Here is a 23,639-nt window from a genome sequence, read left to right as displayed (position 1 = left end):
GTCAGTTCCCTCCTGGTACGGCCAGCGCAGCAACGCCTCGCAGGTGGGCGAGAACCGCTTGACGCAAGGCGACCGGGGAGAGGACCACTGCGGCGTCCCCGAAGGCGGCGACGGTTCCGGCGAAGGAGAAGGGATCCTCATACTCCACAGCGATGAGGTCGCGTCCCATCAAGTGCGCGGGCAGCTCGACATGCGAGGGCTGGGTCGGATCGAGATGCGCCCCGGCCAGGCGCAGCCCCAGGGCCCTGCCTGGGATCGCGGCGATGAGAGCGCGTCGGCGGGTGGGAACGTTGGCGGGCAGCCGGGTGAAGGCTCCGGGATGGCTGTGGACAGCGACCGGCCCGGTGATACGGGCCAGGCGAAAAGTTCGCAGCACGATCTCGGTTCCTTCTGGCTTCTTTGAGTCCATGACGTCTTCTGCGTCAGGGGCGGTGGGGAGCTCGATGGCGTCGAGGTACCAGGCGCCCTCGGCCAGGCGCAGATGGTGGGGCTCGACGGTACGGGCCCGGGTACTGCCCGAGCGAGCGGATGCGTAGTCGAAGGTGACTATACGACGTTCATCGACCGCGGCCACGAGCACCTCGGGGATCTCATCTCCAGACAGGTCCGCGGTAAGGGTTGGCAGCTCCGTGGAGCTGCTTCCTGCAGAGCCCTCACTGACGGCCCGTAACTTGGTCAGTGCCCGCCGGGCGGTGGCGGGCAGGTCGCCGTCGCGCCAGGCGGAGGCGGCCAAACTCAGGCAAGCGGCCTGTTCGGCGCTCAGGTGCAGCGACGGCAGGATGTAGTCCTCTTCGTCAATCCGATAACGGGGCTCATCGGGATCACCGGTGGTGGTCACCTTGACGCCGAGTTCGCGCAGTGTGTCCTTGTCCCGCTCAAGCTTGCGGCGGGCTGAGATCGGATTGGTGGCCTGACTGCTCGAAGTGTATCCCGGCACACCGGCCACGAGCTCCTCGGCGCTGAGCCCGGTGGCGGTGTTGCGCAGAGTGAGCAGGAGGCTCACCAGGCGCTCCTCAGTACTGCGGGTCTGCTGGCTCACGGTGCCCCAGCCTAGGAGAATCGGACGGCCTGCGGCTTGTGACGCGCGTACCCCGATACTCTGCCGCCATGATGTGGCGCGACGGCGTAGTGACCGGGACCAGGAAGATATGGGGTTCCGCGGGGCGCTCCTGCGCAGAGCTGAAGGTTGAGATCACGAGGGCCCCGGATGGTGCGATCAGTCTGCTTCCTGGTCAGCATGTCCGCGCAGTCGCCTACGAGGCCCTCATCGGCGCGCCCACCGTTGGGGAGCGGGTGAGGCTGGAGGTCTCAGCCCTCGACCGCGCCCTGGGCACGGGAGGGCACGCCATGGTCAGTGCTCGCCTGGACGTCCTTCCCGCCGACCCACCGCGCGAGGGGCACCTCGTCAAGGCCCGCTACATGCCCGACCAGGTCATGGTCACCGGCGTCGACGAGCAGGGCACCACCCACCACGACCTGCTGTCCCAGCCGATCGGCGACCTCGACCTGGAGGGGATGCCGGTGGTGGTGGCCGACCTGCACTCGAGCCTGCCGGCGGTGCTCGCCGGGCTGCGCTCCCCCGACGGTGTGAGGCAGCCGCGCGTCGTCTACGTCATGACCGACGGCGGTGCTCTGCCCCTGGCCTACTCCCGCCTCGTGGCCGCTCTGAGCGAGGCCGGCTGGCTGGCCGGGACCGTGACGGCTGGACAGGCCTGGGGCGGTGACATCGAGGCGGTCAGCATCCACAACGCGCTCCTGGCGGCCCGGCACGTCCTGCACGCCGATGCCGCCATCGTCATCCAGGGGCCCGGGAACCTGGGCACCGAGACACCCTGGGGGTTCTCCGGGGTGGCCTGCGGGGACGCGATCAACGCCGTCGCCGCGCTGGGCGGGCACCCGGTGGCCTGCCTGCGTGTCTCCCAGGCCGATGCCCGCCCCCGTCACCTGGGTATCTCCCACCACTCGATGACGGCCTACGGGCGGGTCGCGCTGGCGGGGGCCGACGTCGTCGTCCCTCTCCTGGAAGGGGTACTGGGAGCGCAGGTGCGTCGGGAGGCTGAGGTCCTGTGCGAGCCGCGGCCGGGCACCGGGCAGCACCGGCTCGTCGAGGTCCCCGCCGACGGGCTCATGGAGCTGCTGCGCGCGGCCGAGGCGGAGACCGGTGTGAGGCTGTCCACGATGCGGCGAGGTTTGGACGAGGACACGGCCGCCTTCATCGCCGCGGCCGCGGCCGGTCGCCATGTGCGCCGGATCCTGGATGCGGAGGCGGTGCATGGCTGACTTAGCTGCGCCGGTTGATGAAGCGGTGTTGCCACTAGCGACGAACCTGTCTGCGGCCTACGACTGGCGCGCCCGTCTCCGCACCGTACCGACGCGAGGAAGCCGCTGGTCGCGATACGCCGTCCCAGTCGTGGACGTGGCCCTGGGCGCCGTCTTCCTCATCTTCGCCCTCGAATCGGCCACCTTCATCCTCCGCTTCGGCGCCTACGCCGTCTACATCGCGGACTTCGCCCTGTGTCTGGCACTGGCGCTGGTGCAGTTCGGCAGGCTTCGTTTCCTGCGTGTCTCCTTCATCGCGACCTACGCCCTGCTCGCGGCCTATGCGATCCTCGTGGTCCTCTCCCCGGTCAATCTCGGCCTCAGCCCGATCATCGCCACGGCGGTCACCGGCCTCTACACCGTCACCCGCTGGGAGCCCGACCGGCGCTGGGGTACGGCGGCGCTTCTGCTGGCTCTGGCCGGCGCCCTGGTCAACCCGGTCACCCTCGCCAGCTACTCCAGGGCTCACGGATCCAGCGCCGATCCCACGGCTGGCTCCGGCTGGGACGGGACCATCCTTCTGATCAGAACACTCACCAGCCTAGTCTTCGTCGGTGCCGTGGTACTCACCTACCTGCTGGCCTCCTCCCGGAGGCGAATCGCCGAGAACCAGGCCCGCGACGTCGGCATCGCCGCGGCCCAGGCGGTTGCGGCCGAGCGCCTCAGCCTGGCCCGTGAGCTCCACGACCTTGTGGGCCACAGTCTCACCACGATCAAGGTGCAGGCCGCCACCGGCCTGGCCCTGGGCGGTGAGGAACGACTGCGCAGCACCCTGACCACCGTGCGCGATACGGCTGACGACTCCCTGACCTCCGTACGCCGACTCGTCTCTGTCCTGCGCTCCGACGCCGGCGACATCACCCCGCTGGCGGACCTGTGCACCATCCCCGTGCTCATCGAGACGACCCGAGGATCAGGTACCCGTATCAATGCCGTGCTGCCGGGGCCGGGAGTGCTGGAGCGCTGCAACGAGGGATGGTCGGCGATACAGCGGCTCACCCTCGTCCGGCTCGTTGGAGAGGCGCTTACCAACGCTGTCAGACACGGATCCGGTCAGATCGAGCTGAGCCTGATGCTGGCTCCGTCATCGTGCCATCTTCACGTGTCCAACCCGGTGTCCGAGGCGGTGGAGCACTCGCTGTTCGGAGGCAGCGGGCTCGTCGGTCTGGAGGAGCGACTCAGGCTCGTGGGCGGAACCATGTCCCACGGCGTTCAGCACGATGACGAGGGCAGCAGCTTCTTCACCCTTGACGTCGACTTTCCTGTGGTGCCGCTCGAGCTGCCCGCGAGCGCTACGGATCCGGACCAGAACTCCGGCGAGATGACCGGTGAGACAGGACTAGGAGACTCCAGATGACCCCTAGCACGATCAAGGTTGCCGTCGTCGACGACCAGCCGCTGCTGGTGAGCGCCTTCAGCGCCCTTGTGGACGCGCAACCCGACATGGAGGTCGTTCTGGAGGCCGTCAACGGGCGCGAGGCTGTCGACCGACTCAATGCCCGAGCCGGAGCTCCTCAAGGCAGTACCGACCTGGTGCTCATGGACCTGCGGATGCCGGTCCTGGACGGGATCAGTGCCATTCGTGAGCTGCGCGCCGCACCGGCCACCGCCTCCTTGCGGGTCCTGGTCCTGACGACCTTCGACGACGAGGACCTCGTCCTGGCGGCGCTGGGCGCCGGCGCCCACGGATTCCTCCTCAAGGACGCCGAGCCGACGACGCTGCTGGAGGCGGTCCGCGTCGTCGCCCGCGGCGGGTCCTGGTTGGACCCGGCCGTCACCGGCACCGTTCTGGCACACCTTGATGCAGGTACCGGACCGGATACTGCGCAGCCACCGACTTCGCCGTCGGGACCGACTGACGGCGCCGTGCCCGTTGTGGGGGCACCGTCGGGCCCCTACGAGCCCTTGACCGGGCGGGAGGACGCCGTCCTGGCCCTCGTGTGCCGAGGGCTGAGCAATGCCCAGATCGGCGAACGGCTCCATGTTGCGGAGTCGACGGTCAAGTCCCATGTCAAGACGATCCTGGGCAAGACCGGCTGCCACAACCGGGTCGAGCTCGTCATCTATGCGCTGACCACCGGGCTCGTCCAGCCACAGTAGTCCTCCTCCCCAGGGAGGAGACGGGGCCGTGGTGGCGAGTACGGGCTGTATCCCTGGTGGGGATCCGCCGCGGTACCGTCGCGCACGAGCATAGGGCCATGACATCTCCCCACACAGCCACCACTACGGCATCACCTCTCCCCTCCTCTACGCACGCTACCGGCCTCGCCCCCGGGTTGAGGCTCTCCGGGGTCTCGAAGTCCTTCGGTCGCCAGAGGGTCCTCACTGACCTCGACCTGTCGGCCTATCCCGGCCGTGTCTACGGGCTGCTCGGTCTCAACGGCGCCGGCAAGTCGACCGCGTTCAACATCGCTCTGGGACTGCTCAAGCCCGACGCCGGCCGTGTGGAGATCCAGGGCGCTCCGTTCTGCCGGCGCAGCCTGGCCCATGTGGGGGCCTCCATCAACGGTCCCGCGCTCTTCCCCCAGCTGTCCGCACGGCGCAACCTGCTCGTCCACTGCCGCCTGACCGGCACCTCCCCGGCGACGATCGACCCGCTCTTGGAGCGTGTGGGGCTGGCCGGGGTCGGTAGAAAGCGTGCCGGATCCTTCTCCACGGGTATGAAGGTGCGCCTGTCCCTGGCCATGGCGCTTCTGACTGACCCGGAGGTCCTCATCCTTGACGAGCCTCAGAACGGGCTGGACCCCCAGGGCATCATCGAGCTGCGCGATCTCGTGCGGGACCTGGCCGATGAGGGCCGCACCGTCGTCGTCTCCAGCCACCAGCTCGGCGAGATCGCCCGCATGAGCGACGACATCGGGGTCCTGGCAACCGGCCGCCTCGTCTACGAGGGTCCGTTGGTCGACTTCGCCGACGCCGATGACGAGCGGGCCATGGAAAAGGCCTTCCTGGCGGCGGTCACTGGAAGCGGACGCCGCACCGGGATGGAGGTCGGCGCATGAGCACCGTTGCGCAGCCGCAGACTCGGGTGAAGGTGCAGGGGAAGGCAGAAGTGAGGGTAAGCCTGTGGGACCTGGTGCGCGCCGAGCTCACCCGCAGCCGGCGCACCTTCACCTGGGGCGTCATCGGGGCGACCCTCATCTTCACCGTTCACACCATCATCCTGGCGAACGCCTCGATCTCCTCAGGCGTGGTCAAGGAGCTCCAGTGGAACGGCAATGCTCTGGCGTGGATGCATATGTATGCCGGGGCCTTCGCGGTGCCTCTGGGGCTGCTGACCGGGGTGATGGCCCAGTGGCGTGAGCGGAGGTGGCGTCAGGGCGGAACGGCCTGGCGCGCCGTCGAGCCGTGCCGGGTGGCGGCTGCCCGCCTCGTAGTACTGAGCCTGTCCGCGCTGGCCTGCCAGGTGGCACTGGTCGCCCCGGTGGTGGGGCACGCTCTTATCGTTGGCAGCGGCTGGGGCCCCTGGGACAGGTACCTGCTGTTCGCCACCTACATGTGGATCGTCGTCACCGGGGCTTGTGCCTGGGGCATGGCAGCATTCCGCGTGCTGCGAGTCATCGCCGTCGGGATCGCCCCTGTCCTCGGCTTTGTCTGGTCCGTGGTGGGTGTGGTCCAGGCCGAGCGGAGTGACTGGTGGATGCTCCCGTGGGCCTGGACGGCCAGGGTCCCGTTGCCCCTGCTGGGTGTTCACGGTAGCAGTGTGCTGCTCGAGGCGGACTCGCCGGTGTGGGGATATCCGCTCCTGCCCGGGTTCCTGCTGACAGCCGCCCTGACGCTGGCCGGTACCGGCCTGGCCGTTCTCGGCGGCACATCTGCGAGTGCTGAGTCCTCGGCGTGGTTCGTCGTCGGGCTCAGAGACCTGCTTCCCGGCGGACAGGCCACCGACGCTCAGCCGGAGAACGGCTCGGAACAGGCCCCGGTGGAGGCTCCGACGTCGCTGCCCCGGAGTACCCCACAGCTCCGTGCTACGCCTGCAACCCGCATGGCCCGTATTCCCGGGCCGCGAAGTGCCGTCCTGGCGATGGCCGGCGTCCTGCCCTGGATCGTGTGGGCGGTCCTGACGACCCTGCTGCTCGCCTTCCTGGGTATCCTCCACACCGTATATCCACCCGGGTACGGGCAGAGCTTCCTCGAGCTCATGGGAGCGCCAGTTGCCGCGGCCCTCGTCGGCATCACGGTGTGGGGACGCCTCCAGCCCGCCTGGCGCACCCTCATCACTCGCCAGAGATCCTGCGGGATCCTGACCTCAGCCGCGGTCCTCAGCGCCCTCTTCCTCATCCCGGTCCTGGTCGTCTCCTGGATCGTGACCGTCCTCGGCGACACTCTGACCCGCACCGACCCGAGCCTGCCGGCGGTGACCGGCCCGGTCTACGGGCTCCTCGTGATGCCGGCCGTCGCCTTCATGATCGCGGCCGTCAGCCTGGCGGTGGCTCTGAGCAGCCGGATCGTCGTGGCGATCGTTCTCAACGTCATCCTGGTCATCATGGGGCTGCTCATCGGCGGCAACGACGTTATGGCGGCCACCTGGCTGTGGCGCCTGGCGCCCTGGGGCTGGATGGCTGTCGCCCACCAGTTCCCCGGGCACTGGCTGGAGATCGTCCTCCTCAGCCTGATCATCGGCTCGTTGGCGATGACGGCGGCAATGCTCAGCGCCCGGCGGGCAGCCATCCGGGACTGAGCCGGACCACCGGCTCGGGGCTCGGGGAGGTCCACAGTCGGTCGGTGGCCCACCGGCTTTCCGATAGCCTAGGGCCATGAAGACCTTTGAGGACCTTTTCAGCGAGCTGCAGCACAAGGCGGCCACCCGCCCCGAGGGCTCCGGGACGGTGGAGGAGCTGGACCGCGGGGTCCACTTCATCGGCAAGAAGCTCGTCGAGGAGGCCGCCGAGGCCTGGATGGCCTGCGAGCACGAGTCCGACGAGGCCGCCTGCGAGGAGATCAGCCAGCTGCTCTACCACGCTCAGGTCATGATGATCGCCAAGGGCTACAGCCTCCAGGACGTCTACCGTCACCTGTAAGCCTCAGCCCCGCACCTCTACTCGACCTCCTCACCACAGATCAGGAACCGCCGTGCTGCGTATCGCCGTCCCGAACAAGGGCTCCCTGTCCGAGCCCGCCATCACCATGCTCTCCGAGGCGGGCTACCGCACCCGCCGCACAGGGCGCGAGCTCGTGCTCGTCGATGAGACCAACGACGTCGAGCTGTTCTTCCTGCGTCCACGCGACATCGCCGTCTACGTCGGCCAAGGCACCGTGCACGCCGGAATCACCGGCCGCGACCTGCTCCTGGACTCCGGGGTCGACGCCATCGAGCACCTGCCCCTGGGCTTCGCCCGCTCCACCTTCCGCTTCGCCGCCCCCAAGGGCACGATGAGCTCCCTGGCCGACGTCGCCGGCTGCCGTGTGGCCACCTCCTACGACGTTCTGGTGCGCAGCTACCTGGCCTCCCAGGGGGTGGAGGCCCAGACCGTTCACCTCGACGGCGCCGTGGAGTCCTCCGTCCAGCTGGGCGTGGCCGACCTCATCGCCGACGTCGTCGAGACCGGCACGACGCTGCGGGCGGCCGGCCTGGAGACCTTCGGCGCCCCGATCCTCATCAGCGAGGCGGTGCTGATCACCACCGAGCAGTTCCGCGGAGAGCCCGGGCTGGCCACGCTCGTGCGGCGTCTGGAGGGGGTGCTGCGCGCCCGCGCCTACGTGCTCGTGGACTACGACATCCCCATGAACAAGCTGCACCTGGCGGCGGCACTCACCCCCGGCATCGAGTCCCCGACCGTCTCCCCGCTGCAGAACCCCGACTGGGTGGCGGTGCGCGCGATGGTTCCGCGGGCGGACATGAACCGGGTCATGGACGAGCTCTACGAGGTCGGGGCGCGCGCCATCCTCGTCTCCTCACTGCTGGCCTGCCGGCTGTAGCCGGCTGCTGCGCCCGCCCCGCGAGTCCGCCGGTTACTGCCCCAGGGGCACGCACACATCGGCGGCCTTGGGCGTTTTCTTCTCCCCCAGGAGCTTGTGGGAGGAGAGGAACTCGATCATCGGGGTGAAGTCGTCGACTCGCACCGAGCCGATGGGATGAGAGCCGTCACCACTGACCAGCTCGCCGGTGGCCACGGCGACATCGCGCGCACGCTCTGCCTGAGAGGCGTCTACCAGATCCTGCACGTGCTCCTTGGACGCATCGACCGCAGCGTCAGGATCCTTGACGAACGCCGTCATTCCCTCGATCGAGGCCTTGACAGCCGACTGAAGATCCTGGCGACGGGACTCCAGTACGGAGCGGGTCGTCACCAGCGAGACTCCGATGAGAGGGACCTGATCGGCGACCTGAATGGTGCGCACGGCCGTGCCGGACTGACTGACCTGGATCGCATCGTTGTTGGAGAATCCGACGACGGCATCGACCTTGCCGCCGACCAGTGCCGCCTGTTGTGTGTAGCCGATGTCCTGAATCGTCAGGTCGGACTCGGTCAAGGAGGCCGTGTCCATGGCCAGCTGGAGGGCGTACCAGGTCTCCCCCTTGCGTCCCGGTGTGCCGACGGTCTTGCCCTTGAGATCAGCGGGGGTGTTGATCGAGGAGCTCTCCGGCACGATGAGGCAGGCCGGGTAGGACTGGTAGTAGCCACCAACGACGACGAGGTCGCTCCCGTTGGAGACGGCCACTACCGCCTCGTCGGCACCCGCGATGACCAGCTGCTCCTGTCCGCTCTGAAGGGCGTCGAAGAGTCCCTCCTGCGCACCGTGGTGGCGCAACTCCACGCCTGTGGCGTACTTCCCGTCCTTCTTGGCCAAGTAGAAGGGGGCGAACTGAATGTTCGGCGTGTAGGTCAGGCCGATGGTCAGTACTCCGCCGCCCCCAGAAGCCGAGCCGGAGGCGGCGCGGCTGGCGGTGCCCGAGGAGCAGGCGGTGAGTATGCCGGTCCCGGTCAGAACCAGACCGCCGGCCAGAAGGTGGCGACGTGAGAGGGATGCCTGAGAGATGACGCGGTCGGAGATAGCCATGAGGGGTTTCCTTACTGTCGTGGGATATCTGAGGGTAGGAGAGGAAGCGGGACGGCTCAGGGCTCAGATGGCGTGCCGGCCCCGCAGGGCATCCACGGTGCGACTGCGTCGCTCGAGCTCGTGAAGTACCCAGTGGATGGATGTGGCCAGGACGCACAGGAGTGTGATCGTGGCGAACACGCCGGTGGTGTCACCCCGGCTCTGTTGGGTGGAGAGCACGGTCCCCAGACCCGCGCCGCCCATGATGAGCTCGCCGACGACCGCACCGGTAACCGACAGGGTGAATCCGGTGCGCAGCCCGGTGTAGATCGCGGGCAGGGCCATGGGCAGCTCCATGTGGATGAGCATGCTCAGACCGTGGGCACCGTCGAGCCGAGCCGCATCCATGACATCGGTGTCCAGACTGCGCAGCCCCAGCAGCACCGTGATCGTGATGGGGAAGAACACCATGAAGGCGCACAGAACCACGACCGGCAGGGTTCCGTAGCCGATCCACAGCACCATCAGGGGAGCTACGGCGACACCGGGAACCGCCTGGCTTGCGGCGACGTAGGGCAGGACTGCGCGTGAGAACAGTCGCCAGCGGTACAGTCCCCAGGCCAGGGGAAGAGCGAAGACAGTGGCCAGAAGACATCCGAGCAGGGCCTCACGCAGCGTTACCCAGGCCTTCCACCCCAGCCCTACCTGGGTCAGGCTCAGCCACAGACGCTCGATGACGGCCAGAGGGCTGGGCAGGAAGACCTCGGGGACGGCGCCGGAAGTGGTGACGACCTGCCAGATGATCAGTAGAACGGCGCCCAAACCGATGGCCGGCCAAGGGCCGTTCCGCTCAGCGGCACGGATACGACGTCGGCGTTGGGCCGGTGGCTTGGACGGGGAAGCCGGCGAAGAGAGTGGGAGCTCAGACGAATCGCTGGATGATGCGGCATGGAACGACTGGGCGTGCGTGACCTCGCCGATGGGGCTGGGACTGTACACGGCGGTCTCCTCCCGGGTCCTTCCGGGAGCGATTGCCCCCGGACTGCACCGGGGTCCGCCTGTGCGCCGTCGGTCGGCGCACACACGTGCTGGGCGCCCGCGCAGTCCGGGACTCGACCGACCCTATGAGGTCGTGGAGCCGAGATCGCCATTCTGCGGTGCGGGTCTCCCCCCCGCTGGGCGCCACGCGCATCCTCCCATCCGGACTCTCACCGTCGGTGCCGGAGTTCCACCGGCTCAACCGCTTGAGTTCCTGACCGCGTGAGGCAGTCGGGGCACGAGCGGGTCGCGGACTGTTACCGCCGGTTCGGACTTTCACCGACCCCGGAGCACGTTGCTGCCAGTCATCATACAACGTGGATGGTCCGCCGACGATCCCCATGACTTCTCCATGGTGGTGCGCGCGCTCACAGGATGTTGTTCGGAGTGTGGCCCGAGTGATCGTCACCAGCAGAACAGTGACGCACAGCGTCCGCAACCGCCCGGCGCAGACGATCCGGGCCCCTCTGCAGAGACGTCTCCAACGGCTCTGAAGAATCGGAGATCTGGACGATACTCCGGGCTCCCAGGTCGGCCAGACGACGTCGAGTCCAGGCATCAGCCCTGACTCGCCCGGCGAAGACCATGGAGGGCACACCGCACTCCCGGGCAAGGTGGAGCACTCCGCTGACCGCCTTGCCGTCCAAGGACTGCCTGTCCAGTGACCCCTCGCCCGTCATCAGCAGGTCGGCTGACTCCAGTCGTTCACGCAGCCCCACAACCTGAGCCAGGTGGTCAATGCCGGCGGTGATCTCTGCCCCGAGCACGGCGGCCAGGACGAAGGCTGCACCGCCGGCCGCACCAGTACCTGGATGGGACACCCACCGGCTCAGGCCCAGGATGCCGGCCAGACGCGTCATCTCACCGTCGACCTGTTCAATGGCCGACCCGGTCAGTCCCTTTTGCGGGCCGAAGACGGCAGCCGCGCCGTGGGGACCCGTGAGCGGATTCGTCACGTCACCGGCCACCGTGATGCTCACACCCTCAAGGCGCCGTCGAGCCGGCTCGACCTCAATCCGCTGAATGCGACAGAACTCTGCGGGCACCGGTTCAACCTCGTGTCCCTGCTCGTCAAGGCACCTGGCTCCTAGCGCCACAAGCATCCCTAGGCCCATGTCGTTGGAGGCCGAACCACCCAGGCCGATGATCAGCGAGCGGGCACCGGCGTCGACCGAGGCGGTGATGACGTGGCCCAACCCGGTGGTCGAGGATCTCATGACGTCCCGCTCCCCCGGCGCGATGTGCTCCAGTCCCACGCTGGAGGCCAGGTCGATGACGGCGCGATCGCCGTCGAGCCCGAAACCCGCCATTCGGGGGCGGCCCAGGGCGTCGACGGTGGTCACCTCCTGCCACGAGCAGCCCCAGGCCGCGGTGACGGCCTCGGCGAAGCCCTCCCCGCCGTCAGAGACCGGGACCTGGTCCACCACGCACGAGGGCAGGGCGTCTCGCGCTCCGGCCGCCATGGCCCGGGCCGCTTGGACAGCCGTCATGGACTCCTTGAAGGAGTCGGGGGCGACGACGATCCTCAGGGGCACGGCACGGTCCTCCTCGCCTGACTACGCGCGGGAGGCGGCGACTGCGGCCTCGAACTCCCGGGAGATCTCCTCCGAGGGCTGGCTCGTGCGGGACACCGCCCAGGCCACAGCCAAGTTGGCCAAGAAACCGGGGACGATCTCATAGAGATCGAAGATGCCGCCCGGGCCACCGGAGACGTTGCCCCAGATCATGACGATGGCGGCACCGGTGATCATCCCGAAGAAGGCTCCCATGGCGCTCAAGCGCTTCCAGTACAGGGACAGCAGGACGGTCGGTCCGAAGGAGGCCCCGAAACCGGCCCAGGCGAAGGCCACGAGATCGAGGATCGTCTTGCTTGGGTTCCAGGCCATGACGGCCGCGACCAACGCGATAGCGAAGACCGCCATACGCGAGTAGAGCACCATGCGGTTGCCGCTGATATCGCTGCCCCGGGTGCGGTTCATCGATCCGTAGAGGTCCTCGATGAGCGCCGATGAGGTGACGAGCAGCTGGGATGAGATCGTCGACATGATGGCAGCGAGAATCGCCGCCAGCATGAATCCGGCCACCAGCGGGTGGAAGAGCAGCTTACCCAGCGTGATGAAGACGGTTTCCGGGTCCGCCAGCCGGCTCTTGTCGTGCTGGTAGACGGCCACACCGACGATGGCGGTACCGGCTGCTCCCAGAACCGCGAAGAGCATCCAGCCGATCCCGATGGTGCCGCCGGCGACGGCCTCCTTGGGGCTTCGGATGGCCATGAACCGGACGATGATATGCGGCTGACCGAAATAGCCCAGTCCCCAGGCCAGAGCCGAGACAACACCGATGATCGTCGTCGTCGATCCCCAGACGGCCCAGTAGTGGGGATCGACCTCGGATACGGCCTTGACGAGGTTGGACACACCGCCCAGGTGCATGATCCCGACGACAGGCACCATGACCAGGGCGGCCACCATCATGAGCCCCTGAATGAAGTCGGTGTAGGACACGGCCAGGAACCCGCCGATGAGCGTGTAGACCACCGTGATGGCGGCGACGATGACCATGCCCAGGTGGTAGTCCATCCCGAAGGAGGACTCGAAGAACCGTCCGCCAGCCACCATGCCGGAGGAGACGTAGAAGGTGAAGTAGACTAGGATGATCAGTCCACTGGACCAACGCAGGAGCCGGCGTGTGTCGTGGAGGCGGTTGTCCAGGAAACTCGGGACGGTGATCGAGTTGTTGGCGACCTCGGTGTAGGCGCGTAGGCGGGGAGCCACCAGCAACCAGTTCGCCAGTGCCCCGATCGTCAGGCCGACGGCGATCCATCCCTCGACCAGGCCGCTGACGTACAGGGTACCCGGCAGCCCCATGAGCAGCCACCCCGACATGTCCGAGGCGCCGGCCGACAAAGCCGCAACCCAGGGGTTGAGGTCGCGATCGGCGAGCATGTAGTCGTCGAAGTTATCCGTTCGCAGATAGGCCCAGCCTCCGATGGCGAGCATGGCCACGAAGTAGATGATCATCGCGATGGCTTGATAGGTAACATCAGTCATTCGTGTGTCCTCATGTCAGTCAGCGGCGAGATACATCGCGGCCGGCGGCGCGCGACAGAATCAGGGTTTCCGCTATTTTTGTGCAGGATCGGTCTCAATGCACACACAGGACGATCGCGACCGCATAGTCACCGTCATGGCTCAGAGAAACCGGCCAGCATTCTGGGGTGGATACCTCCTGTCCAAGACTGTGTTCAACGGCATGGGCGATAGCGCCGTTCAGACGCAGGGAAGGGCGTCCCCACCGATCAGTGACAAGCTCAACTTCGCGCCAGTCGACGTCCTCGCTCAGGATAACCGGGGAAGCACTATTTCCGCGACCATTTGAATACTGTGCGTGAGCCTGGCTCCAGGCCTTGACGAACGCCTCCTTGGCCGCCCATCTGGCCGCCAGGTGCTGGGCCGGGCGTGATCCCTTCTCCTGCGCGCGACGGCGGGCCTCGCGGAGCTCTCGTACAGTGAAGGCCCGCTGGGTGAAGACGGTGCCGGGTTGATCGAGCTGAGTCTCGAAGTCAGAAATGTGTACCAGGTCCGTACCCACTGCCAGAACGGCTGACCCGGGGGGAGTCTTCGGCATGTCCGGAAACCGCGGCTCAGTCATCATGGAACGCTCATGAAGTAAAACTTACGAATCATTTACGCAAATCCTTTGACAAGTCCATGCGAGCAAAAACAGGGCCGGTTCTACAGACGATGGATACCGTCTGTAGAACCGGCCCTGTCCGCTATCGTGATGAGTTCACTCGCCGGTGTGGTAGACACCGTCGGTGCCCAGGCGGGCATCGGGGTCGAGCAGCATGGCGGCCTCGACCTCGTGCGGGTCGCGCTGCTTGGACTCCTCGCCCAGACGCCGGCCCTGAACCGGTTCGAACAGTGGGGCCCGCCCAATCATGCCGGCGCGACGGCGCCTGGTACCGGCGGCCAGGCGGGCGTTGGCGGAGGTCACCCAGGCATCGACCGCCTCCTGGCCCGCGGTCTGGCGCAGCGCTGACTCGAAGGCACCGGGGTGCACGATCGCGATGAGGCCCGAGACGTGCCCGAAGCCCAGCGAGGTCAGCAGTCCCGCGCGCACCGGGCCGGCACCGGGGACGCGCCCGTCCTTGCCGCCGCGACCGGCCAGGCGGATGGGCTTGCGCGGCCACACCCAGAAGGCGTCCTTGGCCAGCGGGGCGTCGACGACGTCCAGGGAGGCGTTACCGGGAGCCACGCCGGAGGCGAGGATCTCGGTCAGGCCTGCGACCTGGAAGACCGCGGCGCCGCCCTTGGCGTGACCGGTGATGGTCTTCTGCGAGACCGCCACCAGCGAGTTGCCCTCGGAGCGTCCCAGCGCGCGCGCCAGACGCGTGTGCAGCTCGGACTCGTTGGGGTCGTTGGCACCGGTGGAGGTGTCGTGCTTGGAGACCAGCGCGATGTCGTCGGCCTCCACACCCAGGGCCGCCAGGGCCTTGGCCAGGCGCGAGCTGCGCCCACCGCGGCCGGCGCCCAGGGCTCCCAGACCGGGGGCCGGGATCGAGGTGTGGGCGCCGTCGGCGTAGGAGGAGACGAAGCCGACCACACCGGCCACCGGCAGGCCCATCCGGGCCGCTACAGAACCACGGGCCAGGATCACCGTGCCGCCTCCCTCGGCCTCCACGAAGCCGCCGCGGCGGCGGTCGTTGGCGCGCGAGAAGTGGCGGTCGGAGATGCCCTTGGCGCGCATGGCCGCAGCCTCCGCGGTGGCGTTCATGTTGCCGAAACCGACGACGGACTCGATCGAGATGTCGTCGATGGCGCCGGCCACGACGACGTCGGCCTTGCCCAGGGCGATCTTGTCCCAGCCCTCCTCGATGGAGACGGCCGCGGTGGCGCAGGCGCTCACCGGCTGGACCATGGCGCCGTAACCGCCGATGTAGGACTGCATGACGTGGGCGGCCACGACGTTGGGCAGAGCCTCCTGGAGGATGTCACTGGGACGCTCCTCCCCCAGGAACCGGCCGACGAACATCTTGCGCATCGACTCCATGCCGCCGAATCCGGTGCCCTGCGTGGAGGCCACGTCGGAGGGGTGGACGGCCTTGAGCAGCTCGGCCGGGGTGAAGCCGGCCGACAGGAAGGCGTCGACGGCGGTGACCAGGTTCCAGGAGGCGATCGGGTCCATGCCCTGAGTCATCGAGGCGGGGATGCCCCAGCGCTCCGGGTCGAAGTCGCGCGGGAACTGGCCGCCGACCGTGCGGGACAGGGCGGCGCGGCGCGGCACGCGGGCCAGTGAGCCGGCCAGGCGGGTGACGGTCCACTCTCCGGTCTCGGCGTCGGGAACCACGAGTGTGTGCTCGGGGTCGGAGGCCTCGACAGTACGGGCCGTGGCCTCGTCGGGAACCGACAGGGTGATGTCGCGGTCGAGGTAGACGGTGACCTCCTCGTCGGCGATCGGCGCGATGACGCCGTCGTCGACGAACTCGCGGATACCGCAGCGGGCCACGACCTCATCCCGGTAGCGGTCCAGGATGTCGGACTCCTCGACCATCTCACCGTCGGTGTCGTACCAGCCTGCCTTGGGGCTGTCCTGCCAGGTGAGCAGTCCCATGCCCCAGGCGAGCTCGAGGACGCCGGCGGCGGTCAGGTCGACGTCCTCCCCGCCGCTCATGCCCAGCTCGGCCTCGCGGCGCGTGCGGCCCGAGCCCCAGGTGGACACCTCACCGGTGGAGACGATGACGATCAGGTCATCGAGGTCGGCGCTCACCTCGCCCCACTGGGGGGCGGTGGGCTGAGTCGGGACGACCGGGGTGGGCAGGGCCTTGATGACGGCCGAACCCTCGCTCTCCTCTGCGGGCGCGGCGGCCTGTGCAGCAGCGTTCTCACGCAGGGCCACGAGGTCGATGTCGTCGCCCAGTCCCCCGGTGAGGTCGGCGTTCACAGGTGCCTGAGCCGCCTGGGTGCGTACCTGAGTGGTGCACAGGCCGGTCAGCTCCGAGGCGATCTCCTCGGTGGTCCAGGTGCGCACCCCGGCGGCCTCGACCGCGGCGACAAGCGGATCGTTACCGCCCATGAGTCCGGTGCCCTTGACCCAGCCGATGCGGGGGTGGGCCAGCGTCACACGCTGGGCCCAGGCCCGCTCCGACGACCAGCGGTTGACGATCGCGTCCAGGGCGGACTTGACCTCGCCGTAGGCGCCGTCACCGCCGAAGGTGCCCCGGTTCGGGGAGCCGGGCAGCACTACGTGGAGACGGTGGTCGACGTGGGTGTCGGTGCCGATGGCGCTCAGGGCGGCAATGGTGCGCTCCACCGACCACAGCAGCAGTCGGGTCTGAGACTCCGCCGCGGGACCGGCGTCGGCCAGTGTGCCGGAGACGCGCGGCGCGGCAAAGGGGAACAGGAGCGTGGGGACCAGGGCCTCCTTGACGACCTTGGTGGAGCCACCGGAGGTGACCACCTGGTCGTTGCCGATCCACTCCGCCAGGGCGTCGACGTCGCGGTAGGAGGACAGGTTCGCGGGAACCATCCACAGCTTGGCGCCGGCCGCGGCGTGCTCACGATAGAGGGTGGTGACGAACTCGAGGCGCTCGTGGGTCAGGCGCGAGCTGGTGGCCACCACGGTGGCGCCACCGGCCAGGAGGTCCCCGACGACGGCCGCCGCGATCGAGCCGGGGGCCACGCCGGTGACGACGGCGACGTCCTCGGACCAACGCACCGTGGGGTCACCGGACTGAGGCTCCTTCGGTGCGGCCTGGGCGATCTCAGTCAGAATGGTGGAGCTCTCGGCGGCATCGGCCAGCTCGGAGCCCTTGACCTGCTTCGCCCACCAGGTGGCGTGGTCGGCCACCGCCTGCCCCAGGCCCACGAAGCGCTCGGGAGCCAGGAGCTGGCGGGAGGCGTCCAGGTCGGTCTCACCGGAGCCGAGGCGGGCGACGTCCTCACGGGCGGTGGCCCAGCGGTCGTCGATGAGGACGGCGCGCTCGGAGGCGAAGGCCGGGGTGACGGACTTGACCCATCCGGTGCCGAGCTCGGCGTCCAGGGCTGCCAGGGCCGCCCGGGTGCGGGCGTCCTCGTCGTCGGCGTCGGCCGGGACGGTGGCCTTCTCGGCCAGGCCCAGGGCGTCCAGGAGGGTTCGGGCCGTGGTGGCCAGGACGCCCTCGTCGCCAGTGACGCTCTGGGCGAAGGCGTCCAGGGCGGCCGAGTCGACCACAGCCCCGCCGGCGCCACCGGCGCTCGGCTTGGACACGGCGACGCCATGATCGGCGGCGACGGCCTGGACGGCGGCGTCAATGAGGGTGTCGACGGCGCCGGCGCTGGTCAGCGGGGCCGAGGATCCCAGGGAGGCCAGGTCCTCGCCACGCATGGAGGCTCCCTCCCGGGTGCCCAGGAACACGGCGGCGGTCACGTGGGAGACCCAACCCTGTCCCAGGCCCCAGGTCCCGGTGACGCGGTCGGCGATCCGGGAGGCGCGCACGCCGGAGGGACCCAGGAGGCGGCTCAGGCCCACACGGATGGCCTCGGTGAGGACCGGGCCGAAGGCCTTGTAGCCGGGGGCGCCCTTGGCGACCGTGGCGGCCAGGGTGGTCATGTCGGCGTCGGCGGCACCGTCGATGGAGGCGAGTTCGAGCTCGGTGCCCAGGTCCATGAGGAGCTGGTTACGGCGCGAAGAGACCCCGTTGGTGAGCGTCTCGGTGGTGTCGGTGGCGCCGATCTGCTCGGGACGGATGCGCGATGCGTGGGCCAGGAGCACCGTCAGGGCGTCGGTCGCGCCGAAGGACAGGTCGTCCACCGGTCCGCCGGCGGCAGAAGCCGCCGAAACGAGTGCGGCCTCGGGCGCCGGAGCAGGAGCCTGCTCGGCCGGGGCGGTCTCGGCGGGAGCACCGGCCTCGGCAGCGGGATCCTCAGTGACCGGGGCGTCGAACTCCGGCTCGGTGAGCTCCACGGCCGGGTCGGTGTCGGTTGCCAGGACCCGGGCCTCATCGCGGCGGGCGTTGTGCACGGTGACGTGGCGCCCGGCGTGCTGAGGCAGACGCAGGGTATTGGTGGCCAGGTTCGCCAGGGTGGGCGAGCCCGCCAGGCCAACCTCGACGATGTGCTCGATCCCCAGGCCGCCCTCGCTCAGGGAGGACAGCAGGACCTCCTGGGTCTCGATCCATCGCACCGGGGATGCGAACTGCCAGGCCAGGAGCTCGACCAGCAGCACTCGGGCCAGCGCGGTGGGACGCTTCACCCAGGAGTCCCAGTCGGCCAGGATCTCCTCAATCGGCTCGGAGGGGACGACCTCGAGGATCGAGCGGGCGAATTCCTGGGTCAGCGCGAAGGGACGTGCCACCAGGTTGGGCACGTAGTGGCCCACGAGACGCTCGATGTCGAGGTCGTCGGGGACGAGCTCGAGCAGGCGTCCCCGGAACTCCGGCACGCCGGGGCGCAGCACCTCGGAGTGGAAGGGCACGTCGATGCCGGGCACGAACATGAAGGGGTTCTTGCCGCCGCGAGCCTTGGCCTTGGCACGAGCGTCCGCTGCCAGGGCGTCCAGACCCTTGATCGTGCCGGCGACGGCGTACTGAACGCCGGCCAGGTTATGGTTGACGATCTGGAGGAACTCGCCGGTCTCCTGGGAGATCGACTTCACGTAGGCCTCGACCTCGTCGGCCTCGATACCGGCCTGGTTGGGGCGCAGCGCACCCATCCGGTAGTTCGAGGCGCCGTCGGCGTCGCGGGGCACCAGTGAGTGCATGGTGGAGCCGCGCTGGAAGACGATCGAGATCGTCGTCTCCACGGGCATGACGCGCCCGTAGGCGCTCAGGGCCGTGTACTCACCCAGGGAGTGGCCGGCGAAGGCGGCGCTGTCCACCAGGGCCCCGGCCTCGGCCAGGCGTGCAGTAGTCGCCATGGCCACAGTGGCCAGAGCCACCTGGGTGAACTGGGTGAGGTTGAGCAGGCCCTCGGGGTGCCGGTAGGTGACGCCACGGGCGGTCATCTCGGTGGGGTTGTCGCGCACCAGGTTGATGACGGAGAAGCCCAGTTCGGCGCGGGTGTGGGCGTCCGCCCTCTCCCAGACCTCACGAGCGGCCTTGGAGGAGTTCATCTCGTCCAGGCCCATGCCGGGCGCCTGGATGCCCTGGCCGGGGTAGATGTAGGCGGTGGGCTCAGGCGTCGTCACGGCGGTGCCGCGGGAGACGACCTCACCGTTGATACGGCAGACGACCTCCAGGACGTAGCCGCCGCCGACCACCAGGCCGGTGCGCTCCACGGTGACCTCCACGTCGTCGCCCAGCTCCACCGGGCCGGTCATGACGTAGGTCCAGCCGGCCAGGACATGGCGCGAGCCGTCGGCCGCAGTGGAGGCCGCCACCTGCTGGGCGGTGGCCGACAACCACATGCCGTGGACGAGCGGGGCGTCCATACCGGCCACGTGGGCGGCGTTGTAGGAGGTGTGGATCGGGTTGAAGTCGCCGGTGACCCGAGCGAAGGCCGTCATGTCCGCAGGCGCGGTGACAGTGGTGCGGCGCAGGATGCGGCGGGCGGCCGGGGCGGTCTCGCGTCCGGTGCCACCGGCCAGCTCGGGCGCGCTGGGCACGGCGTTGCCGGAGGCCCGGCCGCGGATGGCGAAGCGCTCGCGCATCAGCGCCACGAGGGTGCCGTCGCCCGCGTCGGTCAGCTCCAGACGCACATCGACGACGCGGCCGGCGCTGGACTCCTCCAGGGCCGCGACCCAGCCGGTGACGTTGATCGTGGGGCTGGTCGTGGTCGCGGCCTCCTGGAGCTGGTGGAGAGTGAGGTGCAGGTCGATGGTGTGGTCCAGGTGAACCGCACCGAGGAGCCCCTCGATGAGCGGCATGCCGTCCTCGACCACGCTGCCCAGAGCCGCGTAGACCACCGGCCAGCAGGGGCCGAGCAGGGCGTCGGGAACGAAGGGGGCGGCCGAGAGGTCCACCGGCAGCGCGTCGGCAGTGACCGAGGCATGGTCGTGCCCCAGGGTTCCGGCCAGCGTGAAGGAGCCGTGGATGGTGCCGAAGGGCTGGGTGGCGGGGCGTCCCAGGGCGTCGGTGGCACTGGCCTGCGCAGGGTGGACCTCAGGCAGGTGGTCGACGTCGTCGCCCGTGATGGACACGGCGCCCACACCGGCAGTGGCGCGCAGCAGGTCATTCATCGTCTCGCTGATGCGCTCGGGGTCGACCAGCGGGGCGGCCCCGTCCCAGGCACGGGCGAGTCGCAGCGGCACCACGAGACGGCGCACGGCGTGGATTCCGTCCCCACCGGGAGTGTCGTCCCAGTGGGTGTCGAGGCGGATGTCGAGGTCGTAGGCGTCCTCGGCCACGTCCGGGCGGGCGACGACGTTGTAGGCATCGTCATCCAGGACGGTGGCCGGGTTGACCGTCAGGTGGCCGTTCCACAGGACGTGGGGGGTGACCTGGACGAGCTCCTTGGCGTCGGCCACAGGGGCGGCTAGAGCCCCGTCGGCCACGGCGGGGGCGGCGCCCAGACGACCGGCGGCCTCCTGCTCGCCGGTGCCGGCCTCACGCAGGGCCTCGACGGCAGCGGTCTCGAAGCGGCCCAGCAGCTCACCGACCGGCTCGTTGATGGTGGTGATGCCGGCGACGGCGACGGGTCCGGGGATGATGCGCACCTGGTCAGCGGTGTAGCGCGGGTCCTGGGACTGCCACAGGGAGTCAGTGCCCCACCAGCGCAGGATGTCGGCGTCGACCACGGGCACGAAGGGCACGGGCTTGGGGTGCTTGCGGCACAGGTCGACGAACCAGGCGGCGTCGACGGGCTCCACGAGGGTGGAGACGGCTGACGGGTAGCACTCGGCCAGAGCGGCCAGAGCGGCATCGGAGTCGATGACGGCGTCATAGTCGGCGAAGAGCGTGGGGATCTCGCCGTGGTCGGCCCGGCTCAGGCGCGCCTCGATGCGGTGCAGCAGGTCGATGAAGCGGTCGTACCAGCCCTCATCGGCCCAGTCCGCGCGGGTGGCGGAGCGACCCTCGTGAGGGGCGACGCACAGCTCGGCGTAGCGGGTGGCCCACTGAAGGTAGGTCATCTCCTCGACGTCACCGAAGTAGGGCTTCGCGGTCTTGGCCAGGGCCTCGATCATCTCCTGGCGACGAGCGGCCATGGCGGCCTCATCACCGGCGAGCTCCTGGATAAGGCGCGAGGCCCGCGCCGAGGAGTTGTCGATCTCGTAGAGGTCGGCGCGCAGGTGGGACAGTCCCGAGGTCATACCGCCGATGGACTCCCCGGAGGCAACCCAGCCGCCCTCGACCCCGGAGTCCTCGGGGATCCCCGGGGTGTCGACGAGAAGCCGCTTGACGTCGTCGTTGGTCTTGGCCTCCAGGCAGGTCATCGCGGCGGTGCCGATCATGACGCCGTCGACGGGGGCCGCGGCCGTTCCGTAGGCCTCGGCCCAGCGGCCGGTGAGATAGTCGGCCGCACGGGTGGGCGTACCGATTCCACCACCGACGACGAGTACCACGTTGGTCACAGCGCGGATGGCGTCGTAGGTGGCCAGGAGCATGGTGTCCAGGTCCTCCCACGAGTGGTGGCCGCCGGCGTGCCCGTCCTCGATCTGGATGATGACAGGGCTGTCGGGCACGGCACGAGCAATGGCCAGGACCTGACGGATCTGGTCCACGGTGCCGGGCTTGAAGGCGATGTAGGGGAAGCCCTCGGCGTGGAGGCGCTCGAGCAAGGCGGTGGCCTCGTCGAGCTCGGGGATCCCGGCGGAGATGGTGATGCCGTCGATGGGGGCGCCGCCGGCGCGAGCCTTGGACAGCAGGCGCTGGGTCCCCAGGTGCAGGTTCCACAGGTAGCGGTCCATGAACATGGCGTTGAAGGCCGCGGTGCGACCCGGCTCGAGCGCCTCCTCCAGGCCCTTGAGGTTCTCGGTCAGGACAGCAGGAGTGGTCTGACCACCACCGGCGAGCTCGGCCCAGTACCCGGCGTTGGCGGCGGCGGCCACGATGGCCGGGTCCACAGTGGTAGGGGTCATGCCCGCCAGGAGTACCGCGCTGCGTCCAGTCAGGCGGGTGAAGGCGGTGTCGAGGGTGAGACGGCCATCGGGCAGGCGGGTGATACGCGGAGCGAAGCGGGAGCGGTCGACGCTGGGCCGGGGGGCCGCGCCGGCGCGGTCGAGGTCATCGATGGCCTTGGCAGTCCCAGCGGGCACGACGGTCGTGCCGGTTCCGGCCACGACGCCCTCGGTGAGACGGACCAGGACGTTGCCCGGTCCCAGGTCCAGGACGGTGCGTACCGGGTTGGCCGATCCGATTCCAAGGGCTCCGGTGACCAGGCCGGGCCAGTCCACCGGGTCGATGAGCACGGCGGTGGCCAGGTCGCGGGCGAGCTTCTCGTTCAAGCCGCAGGCGACCGCCCAGGCGGCGACGTCATCGACGGCGCCGGCCAGCAGTGGGGTGTGGAAAGGGACCGAGGTGGTGAGGAACTCGGTGACCGGGGCCAGGACGGCGCCACCGCGGCGGCGGTCCTTACGGGCTTTGGCACTGTGGGCGGCGGCGGCTTCCAGTGCGGTGACGACGCTCTTAAGGTCGGCTGGGCGCCCGGAGAGGATGTGCGCCTGACGGCCGTTGGTCACGCCCACGGAGATCCGCTCGGAGCCGGGGACCCGGGCCAGGACCGAGTCGAGCACGCTGCGGGTCACACCGCGGACCGAGAGCATGGGGGTGGACTCCCCCACCGTGCCCAGGTCGAGGCGGCGGGTGGTGCGGGTGGCCGCTGCGCCGATGAGGCGGGCGATGGCGTGAACCTCGATGACGCGCTCGCGGTCACCGGCCTGCACGGCCTGAAGAAGGCTGACACCCAGGACGCCCTGGGAGTGGCCGATGGCGCTCACCGGGGTGTGGGCGGCCGGGTCGACACCGGCGCCTGGTAGGGAGGCCAAAGCTGCGTGCTGGGCCATGAGGATGCCGGGCACAGAGACGTCGGCGCCGTCGGCGGTGGTGCGGTGCTGGGGTGCGACTGGAGCGGCCTCGTCGTCCAGGAGCCGCGTGCCGCGAGGGGTCACGGTGAGCAGGTCAGTGGCCACGGGAGCCAGGCGCTCGGCCACAGCCTGGTCGGCCGCCACGACGTCGTCGGCCAACGCCTGGTCCAGGGAGACCAGGTCGGCCAGCGTCTGGCGCCAGGGAGTGGCCTGGCCTCCGAAGGTGATGATGTAGGGCTCGCCTCCGCTCAGGCGCTCAGCGATCGTGGCCGCGGGGCTGGGGGCTTGCGAGGTCGTGTGCACGGTAGTGGTGTCCTTCGGTGTGGCGACGGCGTGGTCGGTGGTCTTGGAACGGTTACCAG

Annotated in this window: 14 protein-coding genes and 1 riboswitch; of the genes, 7 read left to right on the top strand and 7 right to left on the bottom strand. The window is 69.2% G+C overall.

What is annotated here, in order from left to right; translation table 11 throughout:
- Window position 1 precedes the first annotated feature (1 nt).
- Window positions 2-1,039 (bottom strand): WYL domain-containing protein, encoded by a 1,038-nt coding sequence (locus tag RWR81_RS00530; protein WP_314452857.1) that lies wholly within the window; start codon window positions 1,037-1,039, stop codon window positions 2-4.
- Window positions 1,040-1,107: 68 nt separating this feature from the next.
- Here RWR81_RS00530 and RWR81_RS00525 point away from each other — a divergent pair, with 68 nt between their 5' ends.
- From RWR81_RS00525 to hisG, 7 genes are all read left to right on the top strand, one after another.
- Entirely contained in the window at window positions 1,108-2,280 is a 1,173-nt protein-coding gene (locus RWR81_RS00525; RefSeq protein WP_314452854.1) for a DUF3866 family protein, read from the top strand.
- Window positions 2,273-3,676 (top strand): histidine kinase, encoded by a 1,404-nt coding sequence (locus RWR81_RS00520; RefSeq protein ID WP_314452852.1) that lies wholly within the window; start codon window positions 2,273-2,275, stop codon window positions 3,674-3,676. The genes RWR81_RS00525 and RWR81_RS00520 overlap by 8 nt, the downstream gene beginning before the upstream one ends.
- A complete protein-coding gene (locus RWR81_RS00515) occupies window positions 3,673-4,419 on the top strand; it encodes a response regulator transcription factor (protein WP_314452851.1) in 747 nt (248 codons plus the stop codon). The genes RWR81_RS00520 and RWR81_RS00515 overlap by 4 nt, the downstream gene beginning before the upstream one ends.
- Before the next feature lie 98 nt (window positions 4,420-4,517).
- On the top strand, window positions 4,518-5,321 hold the full coding sequence (locus tag RWR81_RS00510) for an ATP-binding cassette domain-containing protein (RefSeq protein WP_314452847.1): 804 nt from the start codon (window positions 4,518-4,520) through the stop codon (window positions 5,319-5,321).
- The gene (locus RWR81_RS00505; RefSeq protein ID WP_314452845.1) at window positions 5,318-7,000 is read left to right on the top strand and encodes a hypothetical protein; all 1,683 of its coding nucleotides are present in this window, start codon (window positions 5,318-5,320) and stop codon (window positions 6,998-7,000) included. Before RWR81_RS00510 ends, RWR81_RS00505 begins: the two co-directional genes overlap by 4 nt.
- A gap of 76 nt (window positions 7,001-7,076) precedes the next feature.
- On the top strand, window positions 7,077-7,340 hold the full coding sequence (locus tag RWR81_RS00500; protein WP_314452843.1) for a phosphoribosyl-ATP diphosphatase: 264 nt from the start codon (window positions 7,077-7,079) through the stop codon (window positions 7,338-7,340).
- Between the two features lie 52 nt (window positions 7,341-7,392).
- Entirely contained in the window at window positions 7,393-8,238 is an 846-nt protein-coding gene (gene hisG, locus RWR81_RS00495; RefSeq protein ID WP_314452842.1) for an ATP phosphoribosyltransferase, read from the top strand.
- A 33-nt stretch (window positions 8,239-8,271) separates the two neighbouring features.
- Here the strand turns inward: hisG and RWR81_RS00490 are convergent, their stop codons facing one another.
- The 6 genes from RWR81_RS00490 to RWR81_RS00465 all read right to left on the bottom strand — a co-directional run bounded on the left by RWR81_RS00490 (window position 8,272) and on the right by RWR81_RS00465 (window position 23,580).
- On the bottom strand, window positions 8,272-9,321 hold the full coding sequence (locus RWR81_RS00490) for an ABC transporter substrate-binding protein (protein WP_314452837.1): 1,050 nt from the start codon (window positions 9,319-9,321) through the stop codon (window positions 8,272-8,274).
- 63 nt (window positions 9,322-9,384) lie between these two features.
- Complete coding sequence (locus RWR81_RS00485; protein WP_314452834.1) at window positions 9,385-10,299, bottom strand: ABC transporter permease; 915 nt, start codon at window positions 10,297-10,299, stop codon at window positions 9,385-9,387.
- A 185-nt stretch (window positions 10,300-10,484) separates the two neighbouring features.
- A riboswitch (FMN riboswitch) is annotated at window positions 10,485-10,636 on the bottom strand.
- Window positions 10,637-10,706: 70 nt separating this feature from the next.
- The gene (locus RWR81_RS00480; RefSeq protein WP_314452831.1) at window positions 10,707-11,873 is read right to left on the bottom strand and encodes a glycerate kinase; all 1,167 of its coding nucleotides are present in this window, start codon (window positions 11,871-11,873) and stop codon (window positions 10,707-10,709) included.
- Between the two features lie 21 nt (window positions 11,874-11,894).
- Window positions 11,895-13,388, bottom strand: a complete 1,494-nt coding sequence (putP, locus tag RWR81_RS00475; RefSeq protein ID WP_314452829.1) for a sodium/proline symporter PutP — start codon at window positions 13,386-13,388, stop codon at window positions 11,895-11,897.
- Between the two features lie 94 nt (window positions 13,389-13,482).
- A complete protein-coding gene (locus RWR81_RS00470) occupies window positions 13,483-13,989 on the bottom strand; it encodes a holo-ACP synthase (RefSeq protein ID WP_314452826.1) in 507 nt (168 codons plus the stop codon).
- 138 nt (window positions 13,990-14,127) lie between these two features.
- Complete coding sequence (locus RWR81_RS00465) at window positions 14,128-23,580, bottom strand: polyketide synthase (protein WP_314453188.1); 9,453 nt, start codon at window positions 23,578-23,580, stop codon at window positions 14,128-14,130.
- Between the last annotated feature and the right edge of the window lie 59 nt (window positions 23,581-23,639).

It is taken from the genome of uncultured Actinomyces sp. (genome assembly GCF_963526355.1).
In the GTDB taxonomy this organism is placed as follows: domain Bacteria; phylum Actinomycetota; class Actinomycetes; order Actinomycetales; family Actinomycetaceae; genus Actinomyces.
The sequence above is the reverse complement of the archived record's forward strand: the minus strand, read 5'-3'. Positions and strand labels throughout refer to the sequence as shown.

Bases quoted from the DNA above. Each gene is read 5' to 3' on its own strand.
- RWR81_RS00525 (WP_314452854.1), top strand. From the start codon at position 1,108: ATGATGTGGCGCGACGGCGTAGTGACCGGGACCAGGAAGATATGGGGT.
- RWR81_RS00520 (WP_314452852.1), top strand. From the start codon at position 2,273: ATGGCTGACTTAGCTGCGCCGGTTGATGAAGCGGTGTTGCCACTAGCG.
- RWR81_RS00515 (WP_314452851.1), top strand. From the start codon at position 3,673: ATGACCCCTAGCACGATCAAGGTTGCCGTCGTCGACGACCAGCCGCTG.
- RWR81_RS00510 (WP_314452847.1), top strand. From the start codon at position 4,518: ATGACATCTCCCCACACAGCCACCACTACGGCATCACCTCTCCCCTCC.
- RWR81_RS00505 (WP_314452845.1), top strand. From the start codon at position 5,318: ATGAGCACCGTTGCGCAGCCGCAGACTCGGGTGAAGGTGCAGGGGAAG.
- RWR81_RS00500 (WP_314452843.1), top strand. From the start codon at position 7,077: ATGAAGACCTTTGAGGACCTTTTCAGCGAGCTGCAGCACAAGGCGGCC.
- RWR81_RS00490 (WP_314452837.1), bottom strand. From the start codon at position 9,321: ATGGCTATCTCCGACCGCGTCATCTCTCAGGCATCCCTCTCACGTCGC.
- putP (WP_314452829.1), bottom strand. From the start codon at position 13,388: ATGACTGATGTTACCTATCAAGCCATCGCGATGATCATCTACTTCGTG.
- RWR81_RS00470 (WP_314452826.1), bottom strand. From the start codon at position 13,989: ATGACTGAGCCGCGGTTTCCGGACATGCCGAAGACTCCCCCCGGGTCA.